Origin of the sequence: Novosphingobium umbonatum (assembly GCF_004005905.1) — a bacterium.
Taxonomy (GTDB): Bacteria; Pseudomonadota; Alphaproteobacteria; order Sphingomonadales; family Sphingomonadaceae; genus Novosphingobium; species Novosphingobium umbonatum.
Genome location: NZ_SACO01000002.1, coordinates 365271 through 388276, shown reverse-complemented (window position 1 = coordinate 388276; position 23006 = coordinate 365271). Strand labels below are relative to the sequence as shown.

Genomic DNA, 23006 nt, shown 5'->3' with positions numbered 1-23006 from the left:
TGGGTGCGGCTGGGTTCGCATGTAGTTTAATGGCCCAAGCCCGCAGGCATAAACGCTCGATGTCGCAAATTGCCCAAACTTTGCAGGAATGCTTCATAAAAATCTAATTTATGACTTGCGCCAGGCACTTTATCCGCTAGTTGCGGAAAAGTTACGGGGCTTATTAACATAACGGGGAAAACATGCGCTTTCGTGTTGCCATCATTTTGTCTTCTGCAGTTGCATTGTCGGGCTGCGCCACGATCCTTAACAAGCCGACCCAGCAGGTCAATGTGTCCACTTCGAATGGGCAACAGGTAAAGGGCACTGTAAATGGCGCCGCCTTCGCCGCTCCTGGTGTGGTGCAAGTGAAGCGTGAAAATAAGAACAAGACGTTTACCACTGAGGACGGCAACTGCACCAAAGAAACAGTTGCAGCCAAGCAAGTTGACTCTGTTTTCTTTATCAACATCCTTTCGGGCGGCCTCTTGGGGTCCAGCACCGACTTCGGCAGCGAGAAGATGTGGAAGTACAACGATAACGTTGTGATCAATTGCAAAGGCTAACGCAACAGTGACGGATTTTTTCCGACTGTGGGGAAAAGCGGCGCTTGCGCCGCTTTTTTTTGCGGCAGGCCTTATCTCATGCCCATCTGCTTGTGCAGGCGCCCCTACTTCGCCAGATCTTGAGCAACTCCAATCCTCAGCTCAAGCCCATCACCTTGAAGATGATCAGGTTTGGCTGAGTTTGCTGCACGTTGAACATGGTAAGCGACACATTGTCGACAATGCCTTCTTCCTCAGTGATGGCAAATTTTCTGTTCGCGAAGAACTGCGCGCAACAATCGCAGCCCTGTGGGGTAAGCATAGCCAGGAGGCACTCTGCCGTTTCCCGGCACGCGCCCTTTGGCTTCAAGAGAAACTTCGGGCCCCTGCATTGCCAATTGAACAATGCCCTGATGTAAATGAATTTCTTCAGAATGCTTCAGATGATCACATTGACTTGGTGTTTGCGGCGGACAGCCTTTCTAGCCCATCCAGCTTTTTGGGCCATTCTTTTCTAAAATTCAGCGGCACAAATCTCAAGGGCGATGAAACAAGTCACGCCGTCTCGTTTTATACTGACACCAGAACAAAAAATTACCCGAAATTAATCGTCGAAAGCTTTGTCACTGGGCGAAAGGGCTATTTCGCTCTTACGCCTTACAACTCGAATCTGGAGTTGTATCTCCGTGGCGAGCAGCGCAAAGTTTGGGAATACCACCTGAAACTCGATGCGTTCCAGCGCCGCTTGATGGTGCTCCACACCCTAGAATTGAAGAATGTCCAGCAAACCTATCTGTATGTCGGCTATAACTGCGCGACAGTTGTTCGCTTTCTGATCCAATTATCAGGAATCAAAGGGCAATCACCACCTTTGTGGACAACGCCCAAAGATGTCCTACGCACAGCAGAACGGGCAGGTCTGATTGATAAAGTTCAAGTCCATTATCCCGATCGCGCTCTCGTAAGGGCGTTATCAGAGGGAATGTCAAAGCGAAATCAAACGCTTGTATTGAATTCTGTGTTAACCGGCAATGTGGAGATGCTGGGCGATGACCCGCGGTTACTGCAATCGGCGCTGGCAGAAAACAGTTACGTGCAAGAATCAAAAAGACTCGACCCGCTGCGAGCACAGCAAAACTTGGAACGGCTGAATGCGCGGCTTAACGCCACAGGAAGCGACAGTTCCCTCTCGCTTAACCCCGCGATTGACCCACGAAAAGGCGATGGCGAGCGGCAGATATCCTTACAAGCAGGTATAGATGGCGGACTGCCCGCATTGCGATTGGCGTGGCTTCCGGCCTCTCACCTGATTACCGACAACAACGGAAGTTCATCCCACGAAACCGAGTTGAAGTTGCTGTCGGGCGTCATTGAGAAAAGAGGGTCAGGCCGCCCTGCATTGCGACAATTAACCATCTTTGGAATGACAACACTCTTGCCACAGAACGCCCTTACCGGTGGTCTGTCTGGCCGCTTCAGCTTTGGCATGGACACTCAAATGGATGCCGCTATGCATCGGCGTCACCCTTTTGTCGTTGATGGCGGTGTTGGCCTGACAAAAAGAATTATGCCTGACATCGACATCTACTCAATGATCGGTGGTGGCGGAGGCTTGCTGAATTTTAAGCCTTACGTGCATGCCAACGTCCAAATCGGCGCCGTAATTCGTGAAATTTGGGGTATGAAGACAGTAGCCCTGTGGACTTCGAGCTTGAGTACGATGGCGTCAGGCGTGCGCAGCAACTCGTTCGAAATCGTTCAATCAAAACGGATAGGGAAAAATATTTCGATGGAGTTGAACTATAAAAACACGTTCAATGCCAATGCAAAAAATGAATGCGCATTCCTATCTGTCAAGCGTCGCTTTTGATTTTTTGAATTCCGATTGCATAATGAAAAGCGCCGAAGTCCTAGAAATTGCTGCGCCTATTGACCGGGTTGCTGCCAATCAGGCGGTGTGGAAATCGCCCTGATCCTACCAAAATTCAAAAAAAGGCCAAAGTCAGGCAGCCAGGGGCGCAACCTTAATGTCGTCCGCCCGCGCTCTTGCCTGCGCTAGGTCATAGCGAGCCTGCATCCGCATCAGCGTATCAGCCTGTACCCCAAAGCTCTTTTCAAACCGAATGGCCATATCGGCGGTCAGGCTCGATTTGCCATTCAGCAACATGCTCAGTGCCTGCCGCGAAACGCCCATATGCTCGGCCAGTGCCTTCACCGTAATGCCATGCGGATGCACAATTTCGGTGCGCAGCCAATCACCGGCATGAACGGCTAACGAGGCGTGCATCTTAATCGCCATGATAATCCTCCAGATCCAAATCGATCAGCGCGCCATCCTCATTCACGGCAAAAGTAAGCCGCCAATTCCGGGTTACCGTCATGGCCCAAGTCCCGTCTCGATCGCCCGTCAGGCGATGCAAGCCATAATTGGGCGGGATAGAAAGTTCATCCAAACTCGCCGCAGCATCGATGAAAGCCAGCATCTTGCGCAAACGACTGACGTCACCGACCAGTCCCTTGGCATTTCCGCTTTCAAAGAATCGCCGCAAGGCTTTGTCCCGGATGCTTTCCACGTCCATGTGTCAAGTGATACGCGACACGCGCCCCAGCGTCAAGTGACGCTTGACGCGGCGCCCCTATGCAAAATAATCACGCCCTTTACTTACCCTCCCCGTTGCCGCCCATTCCCTGATGAGGCAAAAGCCTCCTCAACGGAGGCCAATACCTTGAACCATCAATCGCTTTCCAATTTCATCTGGTCCGTGGCGGACCTCCTGCGCGGTGACTACAAGCAGTCGGAATATGGCCGCGTCATCCTGCCCTTTACGGTTCTGCGCCGCCTCGATTGCGTTCTGGCGCCCACCAAGGACGCTGTGCTGAAAGAAGCCGAGGCAGGCCGCCCCGATCCCTTCTTGATCCGCGCCGCTGGCATGCAGTTCTTCAACCGCAGCCCGCTGGACCTCGCCAAACTCATCGGCGATCAGGACAATATCGGCACCAACCTCCTGTCCTATATCCAAGGCTTCTCTGCCGAGGTGCGCGACATCTTCGAGCAGTTCGAGTTCGCCGCCCAGATCGACCGCCTTGCCAAGAACGGCCTGCTCTATCAGGTCACCGAACGCTTTGCCCGCATCGACCTCCACCCCAACCGCGTCGACAATGCCCAGATGGGCCTCGCCTTCGAAGAACTGATCCGCAAATTCGCCGAAATCAGCAACGAAACGGCCGGTGAACACTTCACCCCGCGCGAGGTGATCCGCCTCATGGTCAACCTGCTCTTCGTCGAGGATGACGAGGTGCTGACCAAGCCCAGCGTCGTGCGCTCCATCTACGACCCCACGGCGGGCACCGGCGGCATGCTCTCCATCGCCGAGGAATACCTGCGCGAGCACAACCCCACCGCCCAACTCACCATGTGGGGACAGGAACTCAACCCCGAGTCCTACGCCATCTGCAAGGCCGACATGCTGATCAAAGGGCAGGACATCACCAAGATCGTGCAGGGCAACACCCTGTCCGACGACGGCCACCCCGCCGCCCGCTTTGACTATATGCTCTCCAACCCGCCCTTTGGCGTGGAATGGAAGAAGGTGCAGAAAGAGGTGCAGGATGAGCACCAGCGCCAAGGCCATGCCGGTCGCTTTGGCCCCGGCCTGCCGCGCGTGTCGGATGGCTCGCTTCTGTTCCTCATGCACCTGCTGTCCAAGATGCGCCCTTGGACCGAGGGCGGTTGCCGCTTTGGCATCGTCCTCAACGGCTCGCCCCTCTTCACCGGCGGCGCGGGCAGCGGCGAGAGCGAGATCCGTCGCTATGTGCTGGAAAACGATCTGGTCGAGGCGATCATCGCCCTGCCCACCGACATGTTCTACAACACCGGCATCGCCACCTATGTCTGGATCCTGTCGAACAAGAAGCCGCAGGCCCGCACCGGCAAGGTGCAACTGATCGACGCCAGCAGCTTCTGGCAGAAGATGCGCAAGTCCCTCGGCTCCAAGCGCAAGGAGATGGGCGAGGCCCATATCGAGGACGTGACGCGCCTGTTCGGCAGCTTTGTCGAGGCGCAATTGGCCACTTTGATCGACGCCAGCGGCAAGGAAGTCTCGCGCCAGATCGTCATCGCGGGCGAGGCTGCTCCGCAAGCGCCTGAGGGTGGCAAGGTGAAGCTCGCGCCCCTCTCGCGCATCTTCCCTACGCAAGCCTTTGGCTATCGCACTATCACTGTTGAGCGCCCCTTGCGCGACGAGGCGGGCAAGGTGGTGCTGGGCCTGAAGGGCAAGGCCAAGGGCAAGATGCAGCCCGACAGCGCCCTGCGCGATACCGAGAATGTGCCTTTGTCCGAGGACGTCGAGGCCTATTTTGCGCGCGAGGTAAAGCCCCATGCCCCCGATGCGTGGATCGACGAGACCAAGACCAAGGTCGGCTATGAGATCCCCTTCAACCGCCATTTCTATGTCTTTGAGCCGCCCCGTCCGCTCTCCGAGATCGACGCTGAGCTGGCGGGCGTGACCGCGCGCATTCAGGCCATGCTGGAGGAGTTGGCCGCGTGAGCTTCCCCCCTTATGCTCAATACAAGGACAGCGGCGTGGCGTGGCTGGGCGCGGTGCCGGGGCATTGGGAAGTGACGCGTTTACGCTTCGTCACTCAATGTTGTGATGGGCAACGGATTCCCTTAAACGGTGAACAGCGTGCCGATAGGATTGGTGACGTGCCGTACTGGGGCGCGAATGCCATCATGGACTATATCGATCAGGCACTTTTTGACGAAGATCTCGTTCTGCTTGGAGAAGATGGCGCTCCATTTTTCGACCGTAGCAAGCCGGTTGCATTTTTTTCACAGGGGCCAGTTTGGCCCAACAATCACATCCACGTTTTGCGTCACAGCAAGAGCATCAACCCTAAATTTCTGACTTATTGCCTCAACGTCACCGACTACGCTGATTTCATCGATGGTTCGACACGCGACAAACTGACGCAAGGACGGATGAACAACATTCCGTTGCCATTTCCAGCAATTGCCGAGCAGGAGGCGATTGCGGGGTTTCTGGATCGGGAGGTGGGCAAGATTGATGGCTTGGTGGCAGAGCAGGAGCGCTTGATCGCGCTGCTGAAGGAAAAGCGCCAAGCAGTCATCTCCCACGCCGTCACCAAAGGCCTCAACGCATCCGCCCCCCTCAAAGACAGCGGCATCGAATGGCTCGGCCAAATCCCAGAGCATTGGGAGGTGAAGCCTTTGAAGTATGGCATCAGCTTCATCGAGTCAGGTGTCAGTGTAAACGCTATCGACGTGCCAGCCTCCGACGACGAGATAGGCGTCCTCAAAACGAGCGCGGTTTACACGGGCCGATTTCGCCCAGAGGAAAACAAAGCCGTCATCGCTGAAGAACGAGATCGAGCGAGTTGCCCGGTCAAGGCGGGCTGCTTGATCGTCAGTCGCATGAACACGTCTGATCTTGTTGGGGCGACGGGCTTGGTCATCGAGGACGCACCGAACCTCTTTTTGCCTGATCGCCTGTGGCAGGTGCATTTTTCCGAGCTGGAGCCTGCTTTCACGCACCTTTGGACGCAAAGCCCGTTTTACCGCTCGCAAGTGCAGGTTGCTTGCGCTGGAACCAGTTCCAGTATGCAGAACCTGTCGCTCGACGAGTTCAAGAGCTTCCTGTGTCCGTTTCCGCCAACCGATGAGCAGGCGCAGATTGCAGTTCGGGTTGTTGAAGTCATGTCGGGCTATGAGAAATTGATGACCGAAGCCCAATCCGCCATCACCCTGCTGCAAGAACGCCGCGCCGCGCTGATCTCGGCCGCCGTCACCGGCAAGATCGACGTCCGCGCCGCCGCCGCATCGGCCACCTCTGGCACCACCGCCGAAATGGAAACCGCATGAGCATCGACAAACTCATCGCCAAGATCCCCGCCATGTCGCCCGACGAGCGCAAGAAGCTACGCGCCAATGCCGAGGCGAAAGCCGTCACCGGCGATGCCAACGCCGCCAAGGTCATCGACGCGCTGGACGCGCAAGACGCCGAGGAAAACCGCCTGACCCAGCAAGCCCGCGCCGAAAAGGTGGCCGAGCTGGATAGAGCCACGCCAGCCCTGCGTATCAAGCTGGCCTTTGAACTGGAGCCTTTGACCGAGACAGAGGAGAAGATCCTTCGCGCGCTGCTCGATCATCCCGACAGCACTTGCGCCGAACTGTCGGGTAAAATCGGCTGGGATCCGCGTGCGTGGGACATGGGCTTTGGGCACATCTGCTCCAAGCGACTGGAGTATCTCTGGCCGCTGGAACCCATCGTGCGGGAGGAAAAGGAGGGCTTCATCCGCCTGTTGACCACGCACCGCCGCGATGAAGCTGGCACCATCCGCTATCGGTTGAAGCCAGAGGCGATTGAGGCCTTCAAGCTGCTGGGCTTTCGGGTGAAGCCCGCATGACCCGCGCCATCGGCCGCAGCCTTGAACTGTATTACATCGATGGCCGCCCCGATGGGATGCTGACCGCAGAGATGTTCAACTGGACGGGGCATGTGCTGATGACCCCGCGCACCCAGATCGCCACCGCGCTGGCTCGGCCAGAGGCAAGCTATGCGGGCATCTACCTCTTGCTGGGCGAGCAGGACGGCGAACCGCTGGCCTATATCGGCGAAGGCGAGGACATCTCGGCCCGCATCCGCAGCCATGATGTAAAGAAGGACTGGTGGACCAGCGCCATCCTGATCACGGCTGCGGCAAACAAGCTGAACAAGGCCCATGTCCGCTATCTGGAAGCGCGCCTCATCGCGGAGGCCAAGAGCATTGGCCGCATGAAGCTGGAAAACAGCGTGGCCCCCAGCCTGCCAGGGTTGAGCGAGGCCGATCAGGGCAAGATGGAAGCCTTCCTTGAAAACCTGCTAGTGGTGTTGCCCGCCGTGCGGGTCGACATGTTTATCCAGCGGGCACGATCGGCGCCTAAACCCGCCACGGCCATGCCGGTGGCGACAGCGGAGGAGCCAGAGGCGCGGTTCGTCATCGAAAACCGCAAACACGGCCTGACCGCGCATGCTTCGCTTGAGCAGGGCGAGTTTGTGGTGGAACAGGGATCGCAAGCGCGCCTGAATTGGGCCAGCAGCCGCGAGGATGGCTATGGCAAGCTGCATGCTGAACTGAAGCATGCCGGTGTGTTGGTCGAGCAAGATCAGCATTGCGTGTTTGCGCAGAGCTATGCCTTCCAGAGCCCCAGCGCAGCGGCGGCGGTGGTGCACGGCAGGCCAGCCAATGGCACCACAGAATGGGTCAATACCGCCACGCGGCAGACCTATAAGGAATGGGAAGCTAGCCGCATTGAGGCGGCGCAGGCATCAGAGATCTGAAGATATTCCACTAACCAAGTTGGCGCGGTTCAGGCGTCTTACCGAACCGCGCCGAGGCAGACTTATTTCACCTCCTTGATCAGTAAGCGCAGGCTGCGATTATGGCGCTCCAGCGCAATAAACAGATAAAGGAACATGATGCCCAGGAAGCCGAGAAAAATTTCAGCAGCCAACTGAATCCTCTCCTTACCCATCTCTTTGCGCAAACCGTTTTCGCTGGTTTTATTTTGCGCCTGAATTTTGGCATCATCGCTTTTATGCTTGGCAGTCTCCGCATAAGTTGCGACGGCAATCGCATATTGCTCAACTGGAGAAAGCAGCCCTTCAGGGAACTTCATTTCGCAGACCTTCTCGGTCACCGGCTCTTCAACCAAGCGAGTCCCTGCGCAACCGACAGGTGACTTATACCAGTCTTCACAGTTAGTCGCTGTGCTATCCCAACCGGGCACCAAGCGCGAATGAATGGTAAAGTGATCGGTACAAACATTCTGTTTCTGAGCGGTGCGATAGGCGGTCAACTTTTTCTGAAATTCAGGATTTTGGGCTGCAGTATCAACCGCAGTCAGTGCATCCCCCATAATTGCGGCAGCGGTGGTAAGGTCTTTCCCCCCTGCGTCTGTAAGGCCTGCCGTCGCAAGGTCTGCATAGCTCGAAAGCATGCTGTCGGTCCAAATGAAATCAACAACCTGATCATCGGTCAATTTATCATCTGGCCGCTGCGACGGCTTAAACCGGCTGCGAAATATTTCTAGAGTTTTAGCCTTGGTCGCTTTGTCCAAACTGGGTTTGATCGGCTGTATATCAGCGGACGGGAGGCTCTTTGCCGATTGAGCTGGAATGAGTTCGTTGGCCTGTACCGCCACTTTACCAGGCTTAACTTCAGTTTCTCCCAACTGATTGACCATGCCAATGGCAAGAAACCCTAGCGAACCAACCAAAGCCATCACTGCAACCAAAAGCGCGACGTAGCGGAGCAAGGCGAGAAGGTTTTTCTCCAATGCGGCTGCTTTTGTTGAGATCCGCATCAAAATCTGTGAGCCAGATTTTTCTGATGCTGGCAAGGAAGGTAAGACCTCTAGTGAATTATCGTTAGACACCTAAATTACCCCCTGTATGAATAGGTTCGCAAACTCCGTGCGTTCTTTTTATGTTCGAAATCAATCATTGTCGAACTGTAATTCCGAGTAGATGTTGATCATGAGCCTGCACAAAGAAATCAGCTTCGAGGACGAGATCTGCGCCGATCTGGCTGCTGCTGGCTGGCTCTATGAGGCGGGTGCGGCCTCGCGGTATGATCGCGCTCGTGCGCTCTTTGCCGAAGATTTGCAAAGCTGGTTGCAGGCCACGCAGCCGCAAGTGTGGGAGGCGCTGAGCAAATCCCACGGCGGCGCGGCGCCGGATGTGCTGGCAGACCGCGTCCGCAAATCGCTGGATGATCGCGGGACGCTGGATGTGTTGCGCTATGGGATTGATCTGATCGGTGTGCGTGGCACCGTCAGCCTCGCGCAATTTGCGCCGGCATCGGGCATGAACCCCGATATTGTTGCCCGTTATCAGGCCAACCGCCTTCGGGTGGTGCGACAGGTTCGATATTCCAGAGCCAACGAGAATTGTATCGACCTTGTGCTGTTTCTCAATGGCCTGCCAATGGCCACCGTGGAACTGAAAACCGATTTCACGCAAAGCATCGCCGACGCGATCGACCAATATAAATTCGACCGTGCGCCAAAGGGCGAGCCGCTGCTGACCTTTGCCACCGGGGCGTTGGTCCATTTCGCGGTCAGCAACCGTGAAGTGATGATGGCCACCAAACTGGAAGGCGGGGCTACGCGGTTCCTTCCTTTCAACCGCGGCAACAATGGCGGGGCAGGCAACGCCGCCGATGGCACCGGCCACCCCACGGCCTATCTGTGGCAGGAGATCTGGCAACGCGATAGCTGGCTGGAGATCCTTGGCCGCTATATGATCGCCAAGCGCGACAAGAAGAAGCAGATCAGCGGGGTCATCTTTCCGCGCTACCACCAGCTGGATGCCACCCGTAAATTACGCTCTCAAATCCGCTCGGAAGGCGCTGGAGGGCGTTTCCTGATCCAGCATAGCGCAGGGTCGGGCAAAACCAATTCCATCGCCTGGGCGGCGCATTTCCTTGCCGACTTGCATGACGCAGCGGACGCCAAGATCTTTTCCAGCGTGATTGTCGTATCCGACCGCAATGTGATCGATGCCCAGTTGCAGGAGGCCCTGTTCGAGTTCGAGCGCACCAAGGGCGTGGTGGCCACCGTGACCAGCGACAGTGGCGCCAAAAGCGCGGCTTTGGCCGAGGCTCTGGATGCGGGGAAGAAGATCATCGTCTGCACCATGCAGACCTTCCCCTTCGCTCTGGAGGCCGTGCGAGAACGTGCCGCCACCGATGGCAAGAAGTTCGCCGTGATCGCCGACGAAGCCCATAGCAGTCAGGCTGGGCAAACCGCGGCCAAACTGAAAGCTGTGCTTACGCCCGAAGAGATCGACGAAATCACCGATGGCGGTGAGATCAGCAGCGAAGACCTGCTGGCTGCCCAGATGGCAGCCCGCGCGGCCAAGGATGGCGTGACCTATGTGGCCTTTACCGCCACGCCCAAGACCAAGACGATGGAATTGTTCGGCCGCCGCCCCAATCCCGATATGCCGGCCAGCGAGACCAACAAGCCCGCGCCTTTCCATGTCTATTCCATGCGGCAGGCGATTGAAGAAGGCTTCATCCTCGACGTTCTGAAAAATTACACGCCCTATAAAATGGCCTTCAAACTGGCCAATAATGGCGAGGAATGGGACGAGCGCGAGGTTGAGAAGAGCGCGGCCATGAAGGGCATCATGCGCTGGGTGCGCCTGCATCCTTACAACATCGCGCAAAAGGTGCAGATCGTCGTCGAGCATTTCCGCGAAAACGTCGGTCCGCTGCTGAACGGCAAGGCCAAAGCCATGGTGGTGCTGGGCAGCCGCATCGAGGCGGTCCGCTGGCAACAGGCGATTGATCGCTACATCAAGTCGCAGGGCTATCGCATGGCGACCATGGTGGCCTTCTCGGGTGAGGTGAACGACCCCGAAGGCGATGGCGAACCTTTGACCGAGACCAGCGCCAAGCTGAACCCGACGCTGAAAGGGCGCGACATTCGTGAGGCCTTCACGGACGAGGACGCCAAGATCTTGCTGGTGGCCAACAAGTTCCAGACGGGCTTTGACCAGCCCCTGCTGTGCGGCATGTATGTCGACCGGCGGCTGGCGGGCATTCAGGCGGTGCAAACCCTCTCGCGCCTGAACCGAGCCCACCCCGGAAAAGATACGACCTATATCCTCGACTTCGTGAACAGTTCCGAGGAGGTGCTGGAGGCATTCCGCACCTATTACGACACCGCCCAGATCGCGGCTGCGACCGATCCCAATCTCATCTTCGACTTGCGCGCCAAGTTGGACGCTTCTGGCCACTACGACAACCACGAGGTCGAGCGGTTGGTCAGGGTGGAGTTGGATCCTGCCGCCACGCAAGGGCAACTGGCCGGGGCGATGGAGCCCGTCGCCCAGCGCTTGCTGGTTCAGTACAAGGATGCCTTCGCCCGCCGAACAGCCGCTGACGCGAATGGCAACCAGAAGGCTGCAGACGAGGCGAAGGACGAACTCAATGCCTTGCTTTTGTTCAGAGGCGACATGCAAAGCTTTATCAGCCTCTACACCTTCCTGTCCCAGATCTTTGACTATGGCAGCACCGAGATCGAAAAGCGCTTCATGTTCTACAAGCGCCTGCTCCCCCTGCTGGGGTTTGGCAGGGAGCGAGACGGTGTAGACCTGTCGGGCTTGCGGCTGACCCACCATTCACTGAAGGACCTGGGCAAGCGCAACATCAGCGTTGCCGGTGGTGAGCAGCCCAGCCTTCCACCTATCTCCAGCGTGGGCACCGGTGCGGTGCAGGATAAGGAAAAAGCGCTGCTGGCCGAAATCATCGCCAAGGTGAATGACCTCTTCGATGGGGACCTGACAGACGGTGATGCCTTGAATTATGTCGGGGCGCTGCGGACCAAATTGCTCGAATCAGAGTCTCTTCGCTTGCAGGCTGCCAACAATTCCAAATCCCAGTTCGAAGCCTCTCCGACGCTGGACGGCGAGCAACTGAATGCCATCATGGATACCCATGACGCCTTCGAGAAAATGAGCCTGCAGGCGCTGAACAACCCTGTGCTACGTCAGCGATTGAAAGAGCTCCTGCTGGGCCCTGGGCAGCTTTATGAGGCTTTGAGAGGTTTGTGATGCCCATGGCGACGGATCGCTCATGGGCACGTTAGGGTATCTGAAGTGCCCTGATTTTGTTGCCAGATTCGTTGACGTGACTTCGGGACTATTTCGGGACTCTCTCGTCATCTGGAAGGATTTGCCTGCCACACGAATCTAGAAAATCGGACTTGACGCCGCGCTAAAACCCAGTAATAGCGCGGCTTCCCGTGAAGGGGCGATTAGCTCAGTTGGTAGAGCATCTCGTTTACACCGAGAGGGTCGGCGGTTCGAGCCCGTCATCGCCCACCACCTTCCCCGAACATTTCAGGTCAAGTGCCTTGTGTCAGGCGGCAGTATTGGCCGTGTTGATCGCGGTGGATGCGGTTTGCATCGTGGTTTGCACCGATTTACCCATGCCTTCGACCAGCGTGAAAATGCCCATGGCAATCAGGGCCAGCACCAGCCCATATTCGATAGCCGTTGCGGCGGTTTCATCGCGCAGCAGGCGTGACAGGGGCAAGAGGCGCAAGCGATAGTCTCCTTGGAAGGGAGCCAAAGCTTTACGGTGGTTTGGCAAAATTTTTGCTAAACGCGCCCTGTAGTTATCCCTAGGCGCGGGCCGATTACTGCTCGGCCAGCAATTGCGTGGCTTGCGCGCCGGTCCAGTCCATGCCGCCATTCATGCGCCAGATCTCGCGCCCATTGGCATCGTAATAGATCGAGGCGGGCAGGGTGGACACCTGCCATTGCCCCGCCGCCGTGCCTTCGGGATCAAGCCATGGCTCCAAATTCTTGACAGAGCGCGCTTTTAAAAATGCCGCGACCTTTTCGGCAGCGCCGCTGTCCTGCGAAATGGTCACCACACGTATCGCGCCCTTGGCTGCCAAGGCGTCCAGCTTGGGCATTTCGGCCACGCATGGGCCGCACCATGTCGCCCATAGGTTGATCAGCACCGGCTTGCCTTTCAACTCGGCGGTTCGCAGCACTTTGCCGCTTCCGTCGTGAAAGGTCAGATCGGGCAGCAGGCTGCCCTTGTGGCTGCGGTCAGGGCTGCCCGCGGTTTCGCCCGTGGATGCCGATTCGCCCGCATTGGCCGCCGAAGAGGGCGCAGCCACCGGTTGCTTATCCGCGCCGCTTTGCCTATCGCATCCGCCAAGCAAGGGTGACAGCACCAAAGATGCAAGGACGATACGCGTGAGTGACGGGCAAGGAAACGGCGAAAGCACGGGGGCAGGCTCCAACCAGATGTGGGGCGGACGCTTTGCTGAGGGGCCAAGCTCCATCATGCGGGAGATAAACGCTTCCATTCCTTTCGACAAGGCTCTGTGGCGTCAGGACATCCGCGCCAGCAAGGCCCATGTCGCCATGTTGGGCGCGCAAGGCATTGTTGCGCCGGAAGACGCGGCGACGATTTCGGCAGGGCTTGATCAAGTCGCTGCGGAATATGCCCAGAATGGCGTGCCCGAAAACTGGGATCTGGAAGACATCCACATGACCACCGAAAGCCGTCTGGCTGAACTGGTCGGTCCGGTGGCGGGGCGTTTGCATACTGCGCGCAGCCGCAATGACCAGGTGGCCACCGATTTCCGCCTGTGGGTGCGTGATGCGGTGGATGAGGCTTTGGCAGGGCTCAACGCTTTGCAAAAGGCGCTGGTCCAGCGCGCGGGCGAGCATGTGAACACCATCCTGCCCGGTTTTACTCATTTGCAGACAGCGCAGCCGGTGGTGCTGGGTCATCATTTGCTGGCCTATTACGAAATGGCCGCGCGCGATGTTTCGCGCTTTGCCGATGCCCGCGCCCGTATGAACCAATGCCCGCTGGGTAGCGCGGCGCTGGCTGGCACGGGTTTCCCGATCGACCGTTTCGCCACGGCTTCGGCGCTGGATTTTGACCGGCCCACGGACAATAGCCTCGATTCGGTATCCGACCGCGATTTCGCGCTGGATTACCTGATGGCGGCCGCGCAGTGCGCCTTGCATCTGTCGCGTCTGGCCGAGGAATTCATCATCTGGGCCAGCCAGCCCTTTGGCTTTGTCACGCTGCCCGATAGTCTTTCGACCGGCAGCAGCATCATGCCGCAGAAGAAAAACCCCGATGCCGCCGAATTGGTGCGCGGCCATGCGGGGCGGATCATCGGCGCGCTCACCAGCCTGATGATCACCATGAAGGGCCTGCCTTTGGCCTATTCCAAGGACATGCAGGACGACAAGCCGCCGGTGTTCGAAGCCGCTGGCTTGCTGACCCTGTGCCTTGCCGCGATGACCGGCATGGTCGAAGGCGCATATTTCCGTCAGGATCGTATGCGCGCTGCCGCTGAACTGGGCTATGCCACGGCGACCGATCTGGCCGACTGGCTGGTGCGTCAGGCGAACATCCCCTTCCGCGAGGCCCATCACATCACCGGCGCTGCGGTCAAGCTGGCCGAACGCAAGGGCGTGGCGCTGGACCAGCTTTCGCTCGAGGAATTGCAGGCGATTGACTCGCGCATCGACGAGCGTGTGTTCCCCGCGCTCAGCGTCGAGGCGTCGGTGGCAAGCCGCGCCAGCCATGGCGGCACCGCGCCGGTGCAGGTGGCGCAGCGCGTGGCGCAGGCCCGCGCCGCTTTGGGTCTGGTGGGCTGATCGGCATGCGGCGGCTCCTCTCCGGTCTGGCTTTGGGCGCGGCGCTGTTGGCCTTGTCGGCTTGCGGCACGGAAAACGAGCTGAAACCCAAACCGGGCAAGAGCCTGCCGGTGGCGCCCTATGGCCGTCTGGACCGGCCCGGATCGGGGGAATTGTTGAGCCAGTCCTCGCAAAGCCGCCCCAGCCGCAATGTGGAATTGCACACAAGGTCCGAGCCGCGCAACGATGATCCATTCGACCTGCCGCCCGAAGACTGACACCTAGACCGCCCAGATAGATCGCCCAATCGAAGAGACATCCATGGACCATTTTGCCTATCAGAACGGCGTGTTGCATGCCGAAAACATCCCTGTTGCCACCATCGCTGGCCAAGTGGGGACGCCGGTCTATATCTATTCCGAGGCCACTTTGCGCCGCCATGCGCGTGTCTTTGCCGAGGGCTTGGCCGCCTTGCCTAAAAAGCACATTGCCTTTGCGGTGAAGTCCAACCCCAATCTGGCGGTGCTGCGGGTACTGGCATCGGAAGGCTATGGCGCGGATGTGGTGTCGCAGGGCGAGATGGAGCGGGCGTTGGCGGCGGGCATGCCGGCGGCCGATATTGTGTTTTCGGGCGTGGGCAAGACGCGCGCCGAATTGAGCGCGGCCTTGCGGGCGGGGATTGGCCAGTTCAATCTGGAATCCGAGGAAGAGGGCGTGGAACTGGCGCAAATCGCGGCGCAAATGGGCCTGCGTGCGCCTGCCGTGCTCCGCGTCAATCCTGATGTCGATGCCAAGACGCATGAGAAAATCTCGACCGGCAAGGCCGAGAACAAATTCGGCGTAGCCTTGGATCAGACGCCCGCTATGTATGCCCGACTGGCAAGTCTGGAAGGGTTGGATCTGCGCGGTATCGCCTGCCATATCGGCAGCCAGATCACCGATCTTGAACCCTCGCGTCAGGCCTTTATCCGCATGGGCGAGCTGCTGGCCACGCTGCGCGCGGCGGGCCATGCGGTCACCCATGTCGATCTGGGCGGCGGGCTGGGCGTGCCCTATCGCATGGGCGAGACTCTGCCCGGTCCGGCTGATTATGGCGCGATGGTCGCGGCGGTGACGGCCGATTGGGACGTGACGCTGATGTTCGAACCGGGCCGTGTCATCACCGGCAATTCGGGCATTCTGGTCACCGAAGTGGTGCGGGTAAAGGCTGCCGAGCCCTATCCCTTTGTGGTGGTGGACGCGGCGATGAACGATCTGGTGCGTCCGGCCATGTATGATGCATGGCATGATTTCGTGGCTGTGGCGCCCACGGGCGAAACCATGACCGCCACGGTGGTTGGCCCGATTTGTGAAAGCAGCGATACTTTCGCCAAAAGGCGCGAGATTGACGTGGTCAAACAGGGCGATCTGGCCGCTTTCCGCACGGCGGGGGCCTATGGCGCGACCATGGCCAACACCTATAACAGCCGCGCTCTGGTGCCCGAAGTGATGGTGAATGGCGACCAATGGGCGATTGTCGCCAACCGCATCGAGCCTGCCACCATTCTGGCGGCGGAGCAGGTGCCCGACTGGTTGAAGTAAGCGGCCTGTCCCAAGGGGGGCGTTTCGTTTCACAGGCTTTACGCCTATAGGGCATCATGCTCGAAACGCTCCCCCTGTTCCACCGGTTGCAAGGCCAGCCTGTCATCATCCTTGGCCAAGGCGAGGCGGCGGAGGCCAAGCGGCGCTTGGTCGAGCGGGCAGGGGCTGTGGTGTTTGACGATATGCAGGCGGGGATCGACCGCTGCGCACGTCTGGCCTTTATCGCCTATGAGGATCGCGGCGCGGCGGAAGCCGATGCCCTGCGGCTGCGCGGCGCGGGCCTGCTGGTCAATGTGGTGGACCAGCCTGACCTATGCGATTTTACCACGCCTTCCATTCTGGACCGATCGCCGGTGTTGATCGCGGTGGGAACGGGAGGCGTTTCGGCGGGGCTGGCCAAGCAATTGCGCTTGCGACTGGAGGCCTTGTTGCCCGAGAGCCTTGGCGCCTTGGCGCGTGGTCTGGGGGATGCACGGAGCGCGTTGCGGGCGCGGTTCCCCGACATGAAGGAGCGCCGCCGCGCCTTGGATGCGGCCCTTGCGCAAGGCTGCGTTCTGGACCCGTTGGAGGCGGGCAGCGCGGGGCGGATTGAGGGCTGGCTGGCTGGTGCTGACGCGCCGCAGGGGGGCGTGGTCGAGATAATTCTGCGTTCCGATGATCCCGATGACCTGACCCTGCGCGAGGCGCGCTTGTTGGGCAGCGCGGATGGCATTGTGCACGATGCCCATGTGCCGCCCGCCATTCTGGCGCGGGCGCGGGCGGATGCGGTGCGGATCGTGGGCGATGCGGTGCCCGATGAGGCGGGGCTTTGGCTTAGGCTGCGTGGGGTTTAACCGCTTCGCGCTATCAGCCAAATGGCCATGGCGCCGACGGACAGCAGCGAAAGGGTTATCATCGCGCGGCGGCGCGTCTTGAACAGGGTGATAGCTGTGTCGATCTGGTCGAGCACGCCGCAAAGCCCCTCGACCAGATCGACCAGCCCGCCTATCACAGCCTGAACCCACCTCCAGCCAGCGCATCACAGGCCGCCTGCAGGATCACAGCTGCCGCCGCGCTGTCGATGCGCTCCTTGCGCTTGGCGCGGCTCATATCCTGATCGATCAGGCCTCTTTCGGCGCTGGTGGTGGACCAGCGTTCATCCCATAGCAGGATCGGCAGGCCCAGTGCGGCCAGATTCTGCGCATAGGCGCGGGTCGATTGCACGCGCGGACCTGAGCTGCCATCCATATTGAGCGGCAGGCCCATCACCAGCCCCTTGATATTCCGCTCGGCAATCAGGCCTGCGATCAACACTTTGTCGACGCTGAACTTGCCGCGCTTGATGGTCTTGCCCGGGCTGGCGATGCTCCAATGCGGATCGCAAAAGGCGGTGCCGATGGTCTGTGTGCCCAGATCCAGCCCCAGCAATGCGCCGCCTTCGGGCAGGGCATCGCGCATTTCCAGCGCGCCGGTGGTGATCAGGACCACAGGTGCCACCATGACTTGGGCTTTTCGGGCTGGGCGGCCGTGGGCGCCACCTTGGCGGCGCTGGCCTGTGTGGAGGAGGGCGAAGGCTTGTTCATCCGCGTCCCATGCCAATGGTTCACGCGCCGCGCAACATCGGCCCGCACATTGCTCCAGAACAGCGGATAGTCATAGACGTGGTAATTGTTGCCCGGCAGCACGAAAGGCCCCATTTGCGGCGCGGGGCCGATTAACAGGAAACCTTCCGGAGAGCAGCGCGCAGGGACCAGGCCGGGCATCAACACCCCGCCGCTCAAAGCCGCATCGGGAACCAGCGTGCCCTGATTGCTGAAGTTGGTGGCCACATCGCTCTCGCCGCCGGTCAAGGGATTGGTGCAGAGGAATGGCGGGGTGCCGCGCTTGGCTCCATCCAGTCCGGGGAAATGGGCATAGGCATCCAGCATCTGCACCGTATCGGCCGGTTCGGCATAGCTTTGCCACGAGAGGATGCAGCCGCTTTGATCGGCTTTGGTGCAGGCGGGCAAGCCCATCGCGGGCAGGTCATGCTCGATACTGACTGGCCAGCCCACCACATAGGCCGCCGCGATCCGTCGGGCCAAGGGCTTGCCCGCCACCCTTTCCTGCATCAGGCGCTTGAGGTGGAACGAGCCTTGGCTGTGGCCTGCCAGCACGATGGGCAGGCGCGGATCGGCATGGGCCAGAAAATGGTCAAAGGCGGCCAGCACATCGGCATAGGCGGCATCCAGCGCCAGCTTGCCTTCGGGCCTCTCGGTCAAAAATGCGCCCAAAGTGGCCTGACGATAGCGCGGCACCCAGAGTTCGGCCGCTGCGTTAAAGGGTGTGGCCAGCCCGCGCACGAACAGGTCGGCGGTTTTGTTGGCGGTGGCATCGTCCAGCGAGGCGTTCCACTGCATCCGGTCATAATGGCTGGTGGGATGCACAAAGAACACCGCTGCCGGCACGGTGGCTTCCTGCATGGGCGCTCCGGTTGGCCGCCAGCGCGCGCCATCCTGCGGAGAGCCAGTCCCTTGGCTGAACCACAGCGCCGGATCGGCATAGGCATCACCGGCCAAGGGCGCCGCCGGTTGAAACGACAGGGCGGGGACAAAGGTGAATTGCGTCAATTCCCGCGCCCAATAGCGCATGGCGCCCAAGCCGCCGATCACGAGAACAACCGATAGGCCAAGAGCATAGAGGGACTTTCGCACCAAAGGGGACAACCGGACCGCAGCTTACGCTTCAACCGATGACAATTCACTGTCAACGGCCTCCGCATCTCCGGCATGGGCATCATCGGCCAAGCCGCCGCGCTCCGCCAGCTTTTCCAGCAAGACCTTGAGCATGGCCAGCATCGGGTCCGCGAGCGCCAGCCCGATAATGCCGAAAAGCGCGCCCATCACCAACTGCATGGCCAGCACCAGCGCGGGGGCCAGATCGGCGGTTTTCTTGGCCACCATCGGCACGATGATGTTGCCGTCTATACCCTGCACCACCACGTAAACGCCGATGCAATAGAGCCCCATATTGGTGCCGCCCGAAAAACCGACCAGCACCATCAAAAGGCCCGAAATAGGCGCGCCAATATTGGGTAGGAACGCCAATCCTCCCGCGATCAACCCCAACAATGTCGCCAAAGGCACATCATAGGCCGACAGGGCAAGGCCAATGGTTACCCCTTCGATGACCATGCCCACGATGCGGCCAAACAGCAGGCGACGCATCGTGTGGCCCATGGCGGTGAACATGTCGTCAAAGAAGGGGCGGCTTTCGCGCGGCAGCATCCATGCCAGCCCGCGCTGATAGGGCTGGGGGTCGATCGCGAAATAGATGCCCAGCACCAGAATGAGGAAGATGGTGGTCGCCCCGCCGATCAAGCCGCCCACCACGCCGGTCAACTGGCCGACACCAGCAATGGCCTGCTCGGTCAGATTCTGGATCATGCGGGTGTTGATGGTGATCAGCCGGTGCCTTTCAGCCCAATGCAGCGCCTTCATCGCCTGCGCCAACAGGGTTTCGGGCAAAGCGGCGGCCTGTAGCGCGATTTGCGAACCGGCATAGGTGAGGAACCAGAGCGAGAAGCCCACCGCCGCCAGCAGCACAATCGCCACCCGCCACACGCGCCCGATCGGCAGCACCTTGCGCAACAGCCGCGCCCCGCCATCCAGCAGAGCGCCAAACACCATGCCGCCAAACACCACCATCAGCGGATCGGACAAAACCACCACCAAGGCGATCATGCCCGCCACGCCAAACCAGATCAGCGCCTTTTTGGCCTCTTGGCGCACCAGAGGGTCATGAATGTCGGTCGGACCAGCGCGCTTGCGGTGGGGCAGGGGGGATTTGGCCGGTTTGGCGTTGCGCGCGGCCATCGATCAATGCGCGCCCTTGGGCCGCAGGCTGGTGCCCGAACGGCCAGAGCGCAAGGCGGTGAACCATGTCAAAGGGTTCCAACCCGCCGCCGCGGTGAAGGAATGGGTGATCAATTCGGCCCGTCCGCCAATATCACTCAAAGGCACCGGCCCGCCAAGGCCACGCTCGTCCAGACTGACGCGGCTGTCGGCGGAATGGTCGCGATTGTCGCCCATGACAAACACATGGCCTTCGGGCACTTTGACCTCGACCATCTCGTCATAGGGCTGCTCGGTATGGTCCACCACCGTATAGGTCGCGCCATTGGGCATGGTTTCGCGATAGGCGGGCATGTCGCATACCAATTGTCCCGAAGGCAGGCGCTGCTTCAACCCTTCAAAGCCGAAACCCTCGCAAGGATAGGGGTCTTCATCCGAACCCAGCGCGTCGAGCGGCACTTGGATTCGCGGCAACATCTCCTGCGGCACCGGCTTGCCATTCAGGATGATCTGGCCATGGCGCAGGGCGATGCGGTCGCCGGGCAGGGCGACCACGCGCTTGATATAATCCTCGTTCGGGCGACCGCGCGGCACGATGATCACGACATCGCCATAGGCGGGCGTCTTGCCCAGAATGCGCCATTCGCCATGGGGCAGGATATGGAAACTGGCCGAGGCCCAATTCCAGCCATAGGGATATTTCGAGACCACCAAATGATCGCCCACCCATAGATTGGGCGCCATGGACGAACTGGGGATGTAAAAAGGCTTGGCCACCAGACTATGAAAAGCGATCACCGCCATGAACATGCCCAGCAGGCCGCGCGCCTCGGCCCACCAGTTAATGGGTTCTTCGGCGGGCGTCGCGGCATTGGCGGGGGGCTGCAGGGAGTCGGGCTCTGTCATCATGTTTAGACTTTAACCCGCCCCTCAACAATTACTGTAGCTTGCGCCCATGGCAATTCGTCGCTGAGCGAAAGATGAACAAAGCCTTCATGCCCTTCCGGCGTGATGGCCGCAAGCCTTTCCGCCGCCCCGCCATGCAGGATCAGCGAGGGCGCGCCCAGATCATTCAGCACCACCTCTATATCGGTCATGCCAAAGCCGCGCCCGATCCCCGTGCCCAACGCCTTGGCGCAGGCCTCCTTGGCGGCCCAGCGCTTGGCTAGAGTGGCGGCGCGCAGGGCTGGGCGCGATTGGGCCAGCGCGATTTCGCCTGGCGTGAAGCAGCGCGCGATGAAGCGGTCGGACTGACGGGCCAGCGCGGCTTCTATCCGCTCCACGCTGCACAGATCCGTGCCAAGGCCCAAGATCACGCCCGATCCATCCTTTACCCGCGCGCAGCGTCCATCAGGTCGCGCATACGCTGCACCGCTTGTTCCAGACCGACAAACACTGCCTCACCAATCAGGTAATGGCCGATGTTGAGTTCGGCGATCTGGGGAATGGCGGCAATGGGCTGCACATTGTCATAGGTCAGACCGTGTCCGGCATGGGGTTCGATCCCGTTGCGCGCGGCCAGCGCGGCCATATCGGCCAGGCGCTTCAATTCGACCGCACGGGCCTCACCCTCGGCATGGGCATATTCGCCGGTGTGGAATTCGACCACGGGGGCGCCAAGGCGGATGGCGGCGTCCAACTGGCGCATTTCGGGCGCGATGAACAGGCTGACGCGGATGCCCGCATCTTTCAAACGCGCGATGATCGGGGCCAGACGGTTATGCTGGCCAGCGGCATCCAGACCGCCCTCGGTGGTGCGTTCCTCGCGGCGTTCGGGCACGATGCATGCGGCATGCGGCTTGTGACGCAGCGCGATTTCCAGCATTTCCTCGGTGGCGGCCATTTCCAGATTGAGCGGAAGATTGGTGGCCGCCTGAATTCGCGCCAGATCCTCGTCGCGGATATGGCGGCGGTCTTCGCGCAAATGGGCGGTGATGCCATCGCCGCCCACAGAAGCTACGATTTGCGCCGCGCGCACAGGATCAGGATGCTCCCCCCCGCGTGCATTGCGGATGGTGGCGACATGGTCGATGTTCACGCCAAGCCGCAAACGGGCGGGGTTCAGCACGCTGGTCATCGCGCCATTCATGCCTTGGCCCGGCTGCCGGGCTTGATAGCGGGAATGGCGGCCAGCGATTCGGGCACTTCTTCGGGCGCATAGGTGGGGAAGTTGAGCGCGATCAGCGGATAGAAGGGCACGCCCAGATCCACCGCGCCCGCGCTGCGGTCGATCAGCGAGGCTGCGGCAATGACCTGTCCGCCAGCTTCCTCGATGGCGCGAATCGCTTCACGGCTCGAAAGGCCGGTGGTGACCACGTCTTCGACCATCAACACCTTGTCGCCCGGTTCCAGTGAGAAACCGCGGCGCAGTTCGAATGTGCCGGTGGGGCGTTCCACAAACATCGCGTCCACGCCCAGCGCGCGGCCCATTTCATGGCCGATGATCAGGCCGCCCATTGCGGGGCTGACCACCTTGTTGATTTCCTTTTTCACATCGCGCGGGATGCGTTGCGCAATGGCCAGAGCCAGACGGCTTGCGCGCATCGGATTCATCAAAACGCGGGCACATTGCAGATAATGCGCGCTGTGGCGGCCGGAGGAGAGCAGGAAATGGCCTTCCAGCAGGGCCTGGCTCGCACGGAATTCGCCCAGCACTTCATCTTCGGTCATCGGTCAATCAGCCTTAGTCAATCTCTTGCCATACGCCGTTTCGGGCGCCTGTACCGTGCCCCATAGAGCCACGCCAAGCAGGATGCCACAATTTCGGTGTCAAATTTACCCCTAGAGGCGCTTGTGGGCTGGGGCAAGCGCTGGTAGACCTAAGCCTCAAGGGGCAAAAGCCCCAGAGCCTGTGGATGCTGATGCGAGGGGGGCAAGTCTCTCGTATGGTGAAATAAGAAAGA

Annotated in this window: 23 protein-coding genes and 1 tRNA gene; 12 read left to right on the top strand and 12 right to left on the bottom strand. The window is 59.8% G+C overall.

Features of this window, described 5'->3' with window-relative positions; all coding sequences use genetic code 11:
* The first annotated feature begins 182 nt into the window (after positions 1 to 182).
* Positions 183 to 545 (top strand): adenosine deaminase, encoded by a 363-nt coding sequence (locus EOE18_RS04130; RefSeq protein ID WP_127706493.1) that lies wholly within the window; start codon positions 183 to 185, stop codon positions 543 to 545.
* Between the two features lie 7 nt (positions 546 to 552).
* Positions 553 to 2394: a lipoprotein N-acyltransferase Lnb domain-containing protein gene (locus EOE18_RS04125; protein ID WP_164852655.1), complete on the top strand. Its 1842-nt coding sequence runs from the start codon at positions 553 to 555 to the stop codon at positions 2392 to 2394.
* 132 nt (positions 2395 to 2526) lie between these two features.
* Here the strand turns inward: EOE18_RS04125 and EOE18_RS04120 are convergent, their stop codons facing one another.
* Positions 2527 to 2823 (bottom strand): HigA family addiction module antitoxin, encoded by a 297-nt coding sequence (locus EOE18_RS04120; RefSeq protein WP_127706489.1) that lies wholly within the window; start codon positions 2821 to 2823, stop codon positions 2527 to 2529.
* Positions 2813 to 3103 (bottom strand): type II toxin-antitoxin system RelE/ParE family toxin, encoded by a 291-nt coding sequence (locus EOE18_RS04115; RefSeq protein WP_127706487.1) that lies wholly within the window; start codon positions 3101 to 3103, stop codon positions 2813 to 2815. Before EOE18_RS04115 ends, EOE18_RS04120 begins: the two co-directional genes overlap by 11 nt.
* A gap of 147 nt (positions 3104 to 3250) precedes the next feature.
* Here EOE18_RS04115 and EOE18_RS04110 point away from each other — a divergent pair, with 147 nt between their 5' ends.
* Genes EOE18_RS04110 through EOE18_RS04095 form a run of 4 tightly spaced genes read left to right on the top strand, consistent with a single transcriptional unit; the run spans position 3251 to position 7864 of the window.
* Complete coding sequence (locus tag EOE18_RS04110; RefSeq protein ID WP_127706485.1) at positions 3251 to 5071, top strand: type I restriction-modification system subunit M; 1821 nt, start codon at positions 3251 to 3253, stop codon at positions 5069 to 5071.
* Positions 5068 to 6405, top strand: a complete 1338-nt coding sequence (locus tag EOE18_RS04105) for a restriction endonuclease subunit S (RefSeq protein WP_127706483.1) — start codon at positions 5068 to 5070, stop codon at positions 6403 to 6405. The genes EOE18_RS04110 and EOE18_RS04105 overlap by 4 nt, the downstream gene beginning before the upstream one ends.
* The gene (locus EOE18_RS04100; protein WP_127706481.1) at positions 6402 to 6950 is read left to right on the top strand and encodes a hypothetical protein; all 549 of its coding nucleotides are present in this window, start codon (positions 6402 to 6404) and stop codon (positions 6948 to 6950) included. Before EOE18_RS04105 ends, EOE18_RS04100 begins: the two co-directional genes overlap by 4 nt.
* Entirely contained in the window at positions 6947 to 7864 is a 918-nt protein-coding gene (locus EOE18_RS04095) for a GIY-YIG nuclease family protein (RefSeq protein ID WP_127706479.1), read from the top strand. The genes EOE18_RS04100 and EOE18_RS04095 overlap by 4 nt, the downstream gene beginning before the upstream one ends.
* A gap of 62 nt (positions 7865 to 7926) precedes the next feature.
* Here the strand turns inward: EOE18_RS04095 and EOE18_RS04090 are convergent, their stop codons facing one another.
* A complete protein-coding gene (locus EOE18_RS04090) occupies positions 7927 to 8961 on the bottom strand; it encodes a hypothetical protein (protein WP_127706477.1) in 1035 nt (344 codons plus the stop codon).
* A gap of 100 nt (positions 8962 to 9061) precedes the next feature.
* Between EOE18_RS04090 and EOE18_RS04085 the strand changes: the two genes are divergently transcribed.
* Both EOE18_RS04085 and EOE18_RS04080 read left to right on the top strand, forming a co-directional pair.
* The gene (locus tag EOE18_RS04085) at positions 9062 to 12145 is read left to right on the top strand and encodes a type I restriction endonuclease subunit R (RefSeq protein WP_127706475.1); all 3084 of its coding nucleotides are present in this window, start codon (positions 9062 to 9064) and stop codon (positions 12143 to 12145) included.
* A 197-nt stretch (positions 12146 to 12342) separates the two neighbouring features.
* A tRNA-Val gene (locus EOE18_RS04080) sits at positions 12343 to 12418 on the top strand.
* Positions 12419 to 12452: 34 nt separating this feature from the next.
* Here the strand turns inward: EOE18_RS04080 and EOE18_RS18745 are convergent.
* Together EOE18_RS18745 and EOE18_RS04070 are read right to left on the bottom strand one after the other, a co-directional pair.
* The gene (locus EOE18_RS18745) at positions 12453 to 12638 is read right to left on the bottom strand and encodes a Flp family type IVb pilin (protein WP_246027246.1); all 186 of its coding nucleotides are present in this window, start codon (positions 12636 to 12638) and stop codon (positions 12453 to 12455) included.
* A gap of 94 nt (positions 12639 to 12732) precedes the next feature.
* On the bottom strand, positions 12733 to 13224 hold the full coding sequence (locus tag EOE18_RS04070) for a TlpA family protein disulfide reductase (protein ID WP_246027245.1): 492 nt from the start codon (positions 13222 to 13224) through the stop codon (positions 12733 to 12735).
* 130 nt (positions 13225 to 13354) lie between these two features.
* On the opposite strand from EOE18_RS04070, the gene argH reads away from it, so the two are divergent.
* The 4 genes from argH to EOE18_RS04050 are packed head-to-tail and all read left to right on the top strand — an operon-like array spanning position 13355 to position 17124.
* Positions 13355 to 14731, top strand: a complete 1377-nt coding sequence (gene argH / locus EOE18_RS04065; RefSeq protein WP_127706469.1) for an argininosuccinate lyase — start codon at positions 13355 to 13357, stop codon at positions 14729 to 14731.
* 5 nt (positions 14732 to 14736) lie between these two features.
* Entirely contained in the window at positions 14737 to 14988 is a 252-nt protein-coding gene (locus tag EOE18_RS04060; RefSeq protein WP_127706467.1) for a hypothetical protein, read from the top strand.
* A gap of 43 nt (positions 14989 to 15031) precedes the next feature.
* On the top strand, positions 15032 to 16291 hold the full coding sequence (gene lysA, locus EOE18_RS04055) for a diaminopimelate decarboxylase (protein WP_127706465.1): 1260 nt from the start codon (positions 15032 to 15034) through the stop codon (positions 16289 to 16291).
* Positions 16292 to 16347: 56 nt separating this feature from the next.
* Complete coding sequence (locus EOE18_RS04050; protein ID WP_181953004.1) at positions 16348 to 17124, top strand: precorrin-2 dehydrogenase/sirohydrochlorin ferrochelatase family protein; 777 nt, start codon at positions 16348 to 16350, stop codon at positions 17122 to 17124.
* A 154-nt stretch (positions 17125 to 17278) separates the two neighbouring features.
* Here the strand turns inward: EOE18_RS04050 and ruvX are convergent, their stop codons facing one another.
* Genes ruvX through pyrE form a run of 7 tightly spaced genes read right to left on the bottom strand, consistent with a single transcriptional unit; the run spans position 17279 to position 22773 of the window.
* Positions 17279 to 17770: a Holliday junction resolvase RuvX gene (ruvX, locus tag EOE18_RS04045; protein WP_181953003.1), complete on the bottom strand. Its 492-nt coding sequence runs from the start codon at positions 17768 to 17770 to the stop codon at positions 17279 to 17281.
* Complete coding sequence (locus tag EOE18_RS04040) at positions 17749 to 18963, bottom strand: DUF3089 domain-containing protein (protein WP_342772632.1); 1215 nt, start codon at positions 18961 to 18963, stop codon at positions 17749 to 17751. Before EOE18_RS04040 ends, ruvX begins: the two co-directional genes overlap by 22 nt.
* Positions 18964 to 18987: 24 nt before the next feature.
* On the bottom strand, positions 18988 to 20124 hold the full coding sequence (locus tag EOE18_RS04035; protein ID WP_127706459.1) for an AI-2E family transporter: 1137 nt from the start codon (positions 20122 to 20124) through the stop codon (positions 18988 to 18990).
* A 3-nt stretch (positions 20125 to 20127) separates the two neighbouring features.
* Positions 20128 to 21012: a signal peptidase I gene (lepB, locus tag EOE18_RS04030; protein ID WP_425464282.1), complete on the bottom strand. Its 885-nt coding sequence runs from the start codon at positions 21010 to 21012 to the stop codon at positions 20128 to 20130.
* A 2-nt stretch (positions 21013 to 21014) separates the two neighbouring features.
* A complete protein-coding gene (acpS, locus tag EOE18_RS04025; RefSeq protein ID WP_127706457.1) occupies positions 21015 to 21419 on the bottom strand; it encodes a holo-ACP synthase in 405 nt (134 codons plus the stop codon).
* Positions 21420 to 21433: 14 nt separating this feature from the next.
* Positions 21434 to 22180: a pyridoxine 5'-phosphate synthase gene (locus EOE18_RS04020; RefSeq protein WP_127706455.1), complete on the bottom strand. Its 747-nt coding sequence runs from the start codon at positions 22178 to 22180 to the stop codon at positions 21434 to 21436.
* Positions 22181 to 22188: 8 nt separating this feature from the next.
* Positions 22189 to 22773 (bottom strand): orotate phosphoribosyltransferase, encoded by a 585-nt coding sequence (gene pyrE / locus EOE18_RS04015; protein WP_127706453.1) that lies wholly within the window; start codon positions 22771 to 22773, stop codon positions 22189 to 22191.
* Positions 22774 to 23006: the final 233 nt, after the last annotated feature.

What these genes read in the sequence shown, in the direction of transcription:
- EOE18_RS04085 (WP_127706475.1), top strand. Translation starts at nt 9,062, where the DNA reads ATGAGCCTGCACAAAGAAATCAGCTTCGAGGACGAGATCTGCGCCGAT.
- lepB (WP_425464282.1), bottom strand. Translation starts at nt 21,012, where the DNA reads ATGATGACAGAGCCCGACTCCCTGCAGCCCCCCGCCAATGCCGCGACG.
- pyrE (WP_127706453.1), bottom strand. Translation starts at nt 22,773, where the DNA reads ATGACCGAAGATGAAGTGCTGGGCGAATTCCGTGCGAGCCAGGCCCTG.
- EOE18_RS04100 (WP_127706481.1), top strand. Translation starts at nt 6,402, where the DNA reads ATGAGCATCGACAAACTCATCGCCAAGATCCCCGCCATGTCGCCCGAC.
- EOE18_RS04020 (WP_127706455.1), bottom strand. Translation starts at nt 22,180, where the DNA reads ATGACCAGCGTGCTGAACCCCGCCCGTTTGCGGCTTGGCGTGAACATC.
- argH (WP_127706469.1), top strand. Translation starts at nt 13,355, where the DNA reads ATGTGGGGCGGACGCTTTGCTGAGGGGCCAAGCTCCATCATGCGGGAG.
- EOE18_RS04050 (WP_181953004.1), top strand. Translation starts at nt 16,348, where the DNA reads ATGCTCGAAACGCTCCCCCTGTTCCACCGGTTGCAAGGCCAGCCTGTC.
- EOE18_RS04115 (WP_127706487.1), bottom strand. Translation starts at nt 3,103, where the DNA reads ATGGACGTGGAAAGCATCCGGGACAAAGCCTTGCGGCGATTCTTTGAA.
- ruvX (WP_181953003.1), bottom strand. Translation starts at nt 17,770, where the DNA reads ATGGTGGCACCTGTGGTCCTGATCACCACCGGCGCGCTGGAAATGCGC.
- EOE18_RS04060 (WP_127706467.1), top strand. Translation starts at nt 14,737, where the DNA reads ATGCGGCGGCTCCTCTCCGGTCTGGCTTTGGGCGCGGCGCTGTTGGCC.
- EOE18_RS04130 (WP_127706493.1), top strand. Translation starts at nt 183, where the DNA reads ATGCGCTTTCGTGTTGCCATCATTTTGTCTTCTGCAGTTGCATTGTCG.
- lysA (WP_127706465.1), top strand. Translation starts at nt 15,032, where the DNA reads ATGGACCATTTTGCCTATCAGAACGGCGTGTTGCATGCCGAAAACATC.
- EOE18_RS04095 (WP_127706479.1), top strand. Translation starts at nt 6,947, where the DNA reads ATGACCCGCGCCATCGGCCGCAGCCTTGAACTGTATTACATCGATGGC.
- EOE18_RS04120 (WP_127706489.1), bottom strand. Translation starts at nt 2,823, where the DNA reads ATGGCGATTAAGATGCACGCCTCGTTAGCCGTTCATGCCGGTGATTGG.
- EOE18_RS04035 (WP_127706459.1), bottom strand. Translation starts at nt 20,124, where the DNA reads ATGGCCGCGCGCAACGCCAAACCGGCCAAATCCCCCCTGCCCCACCGC.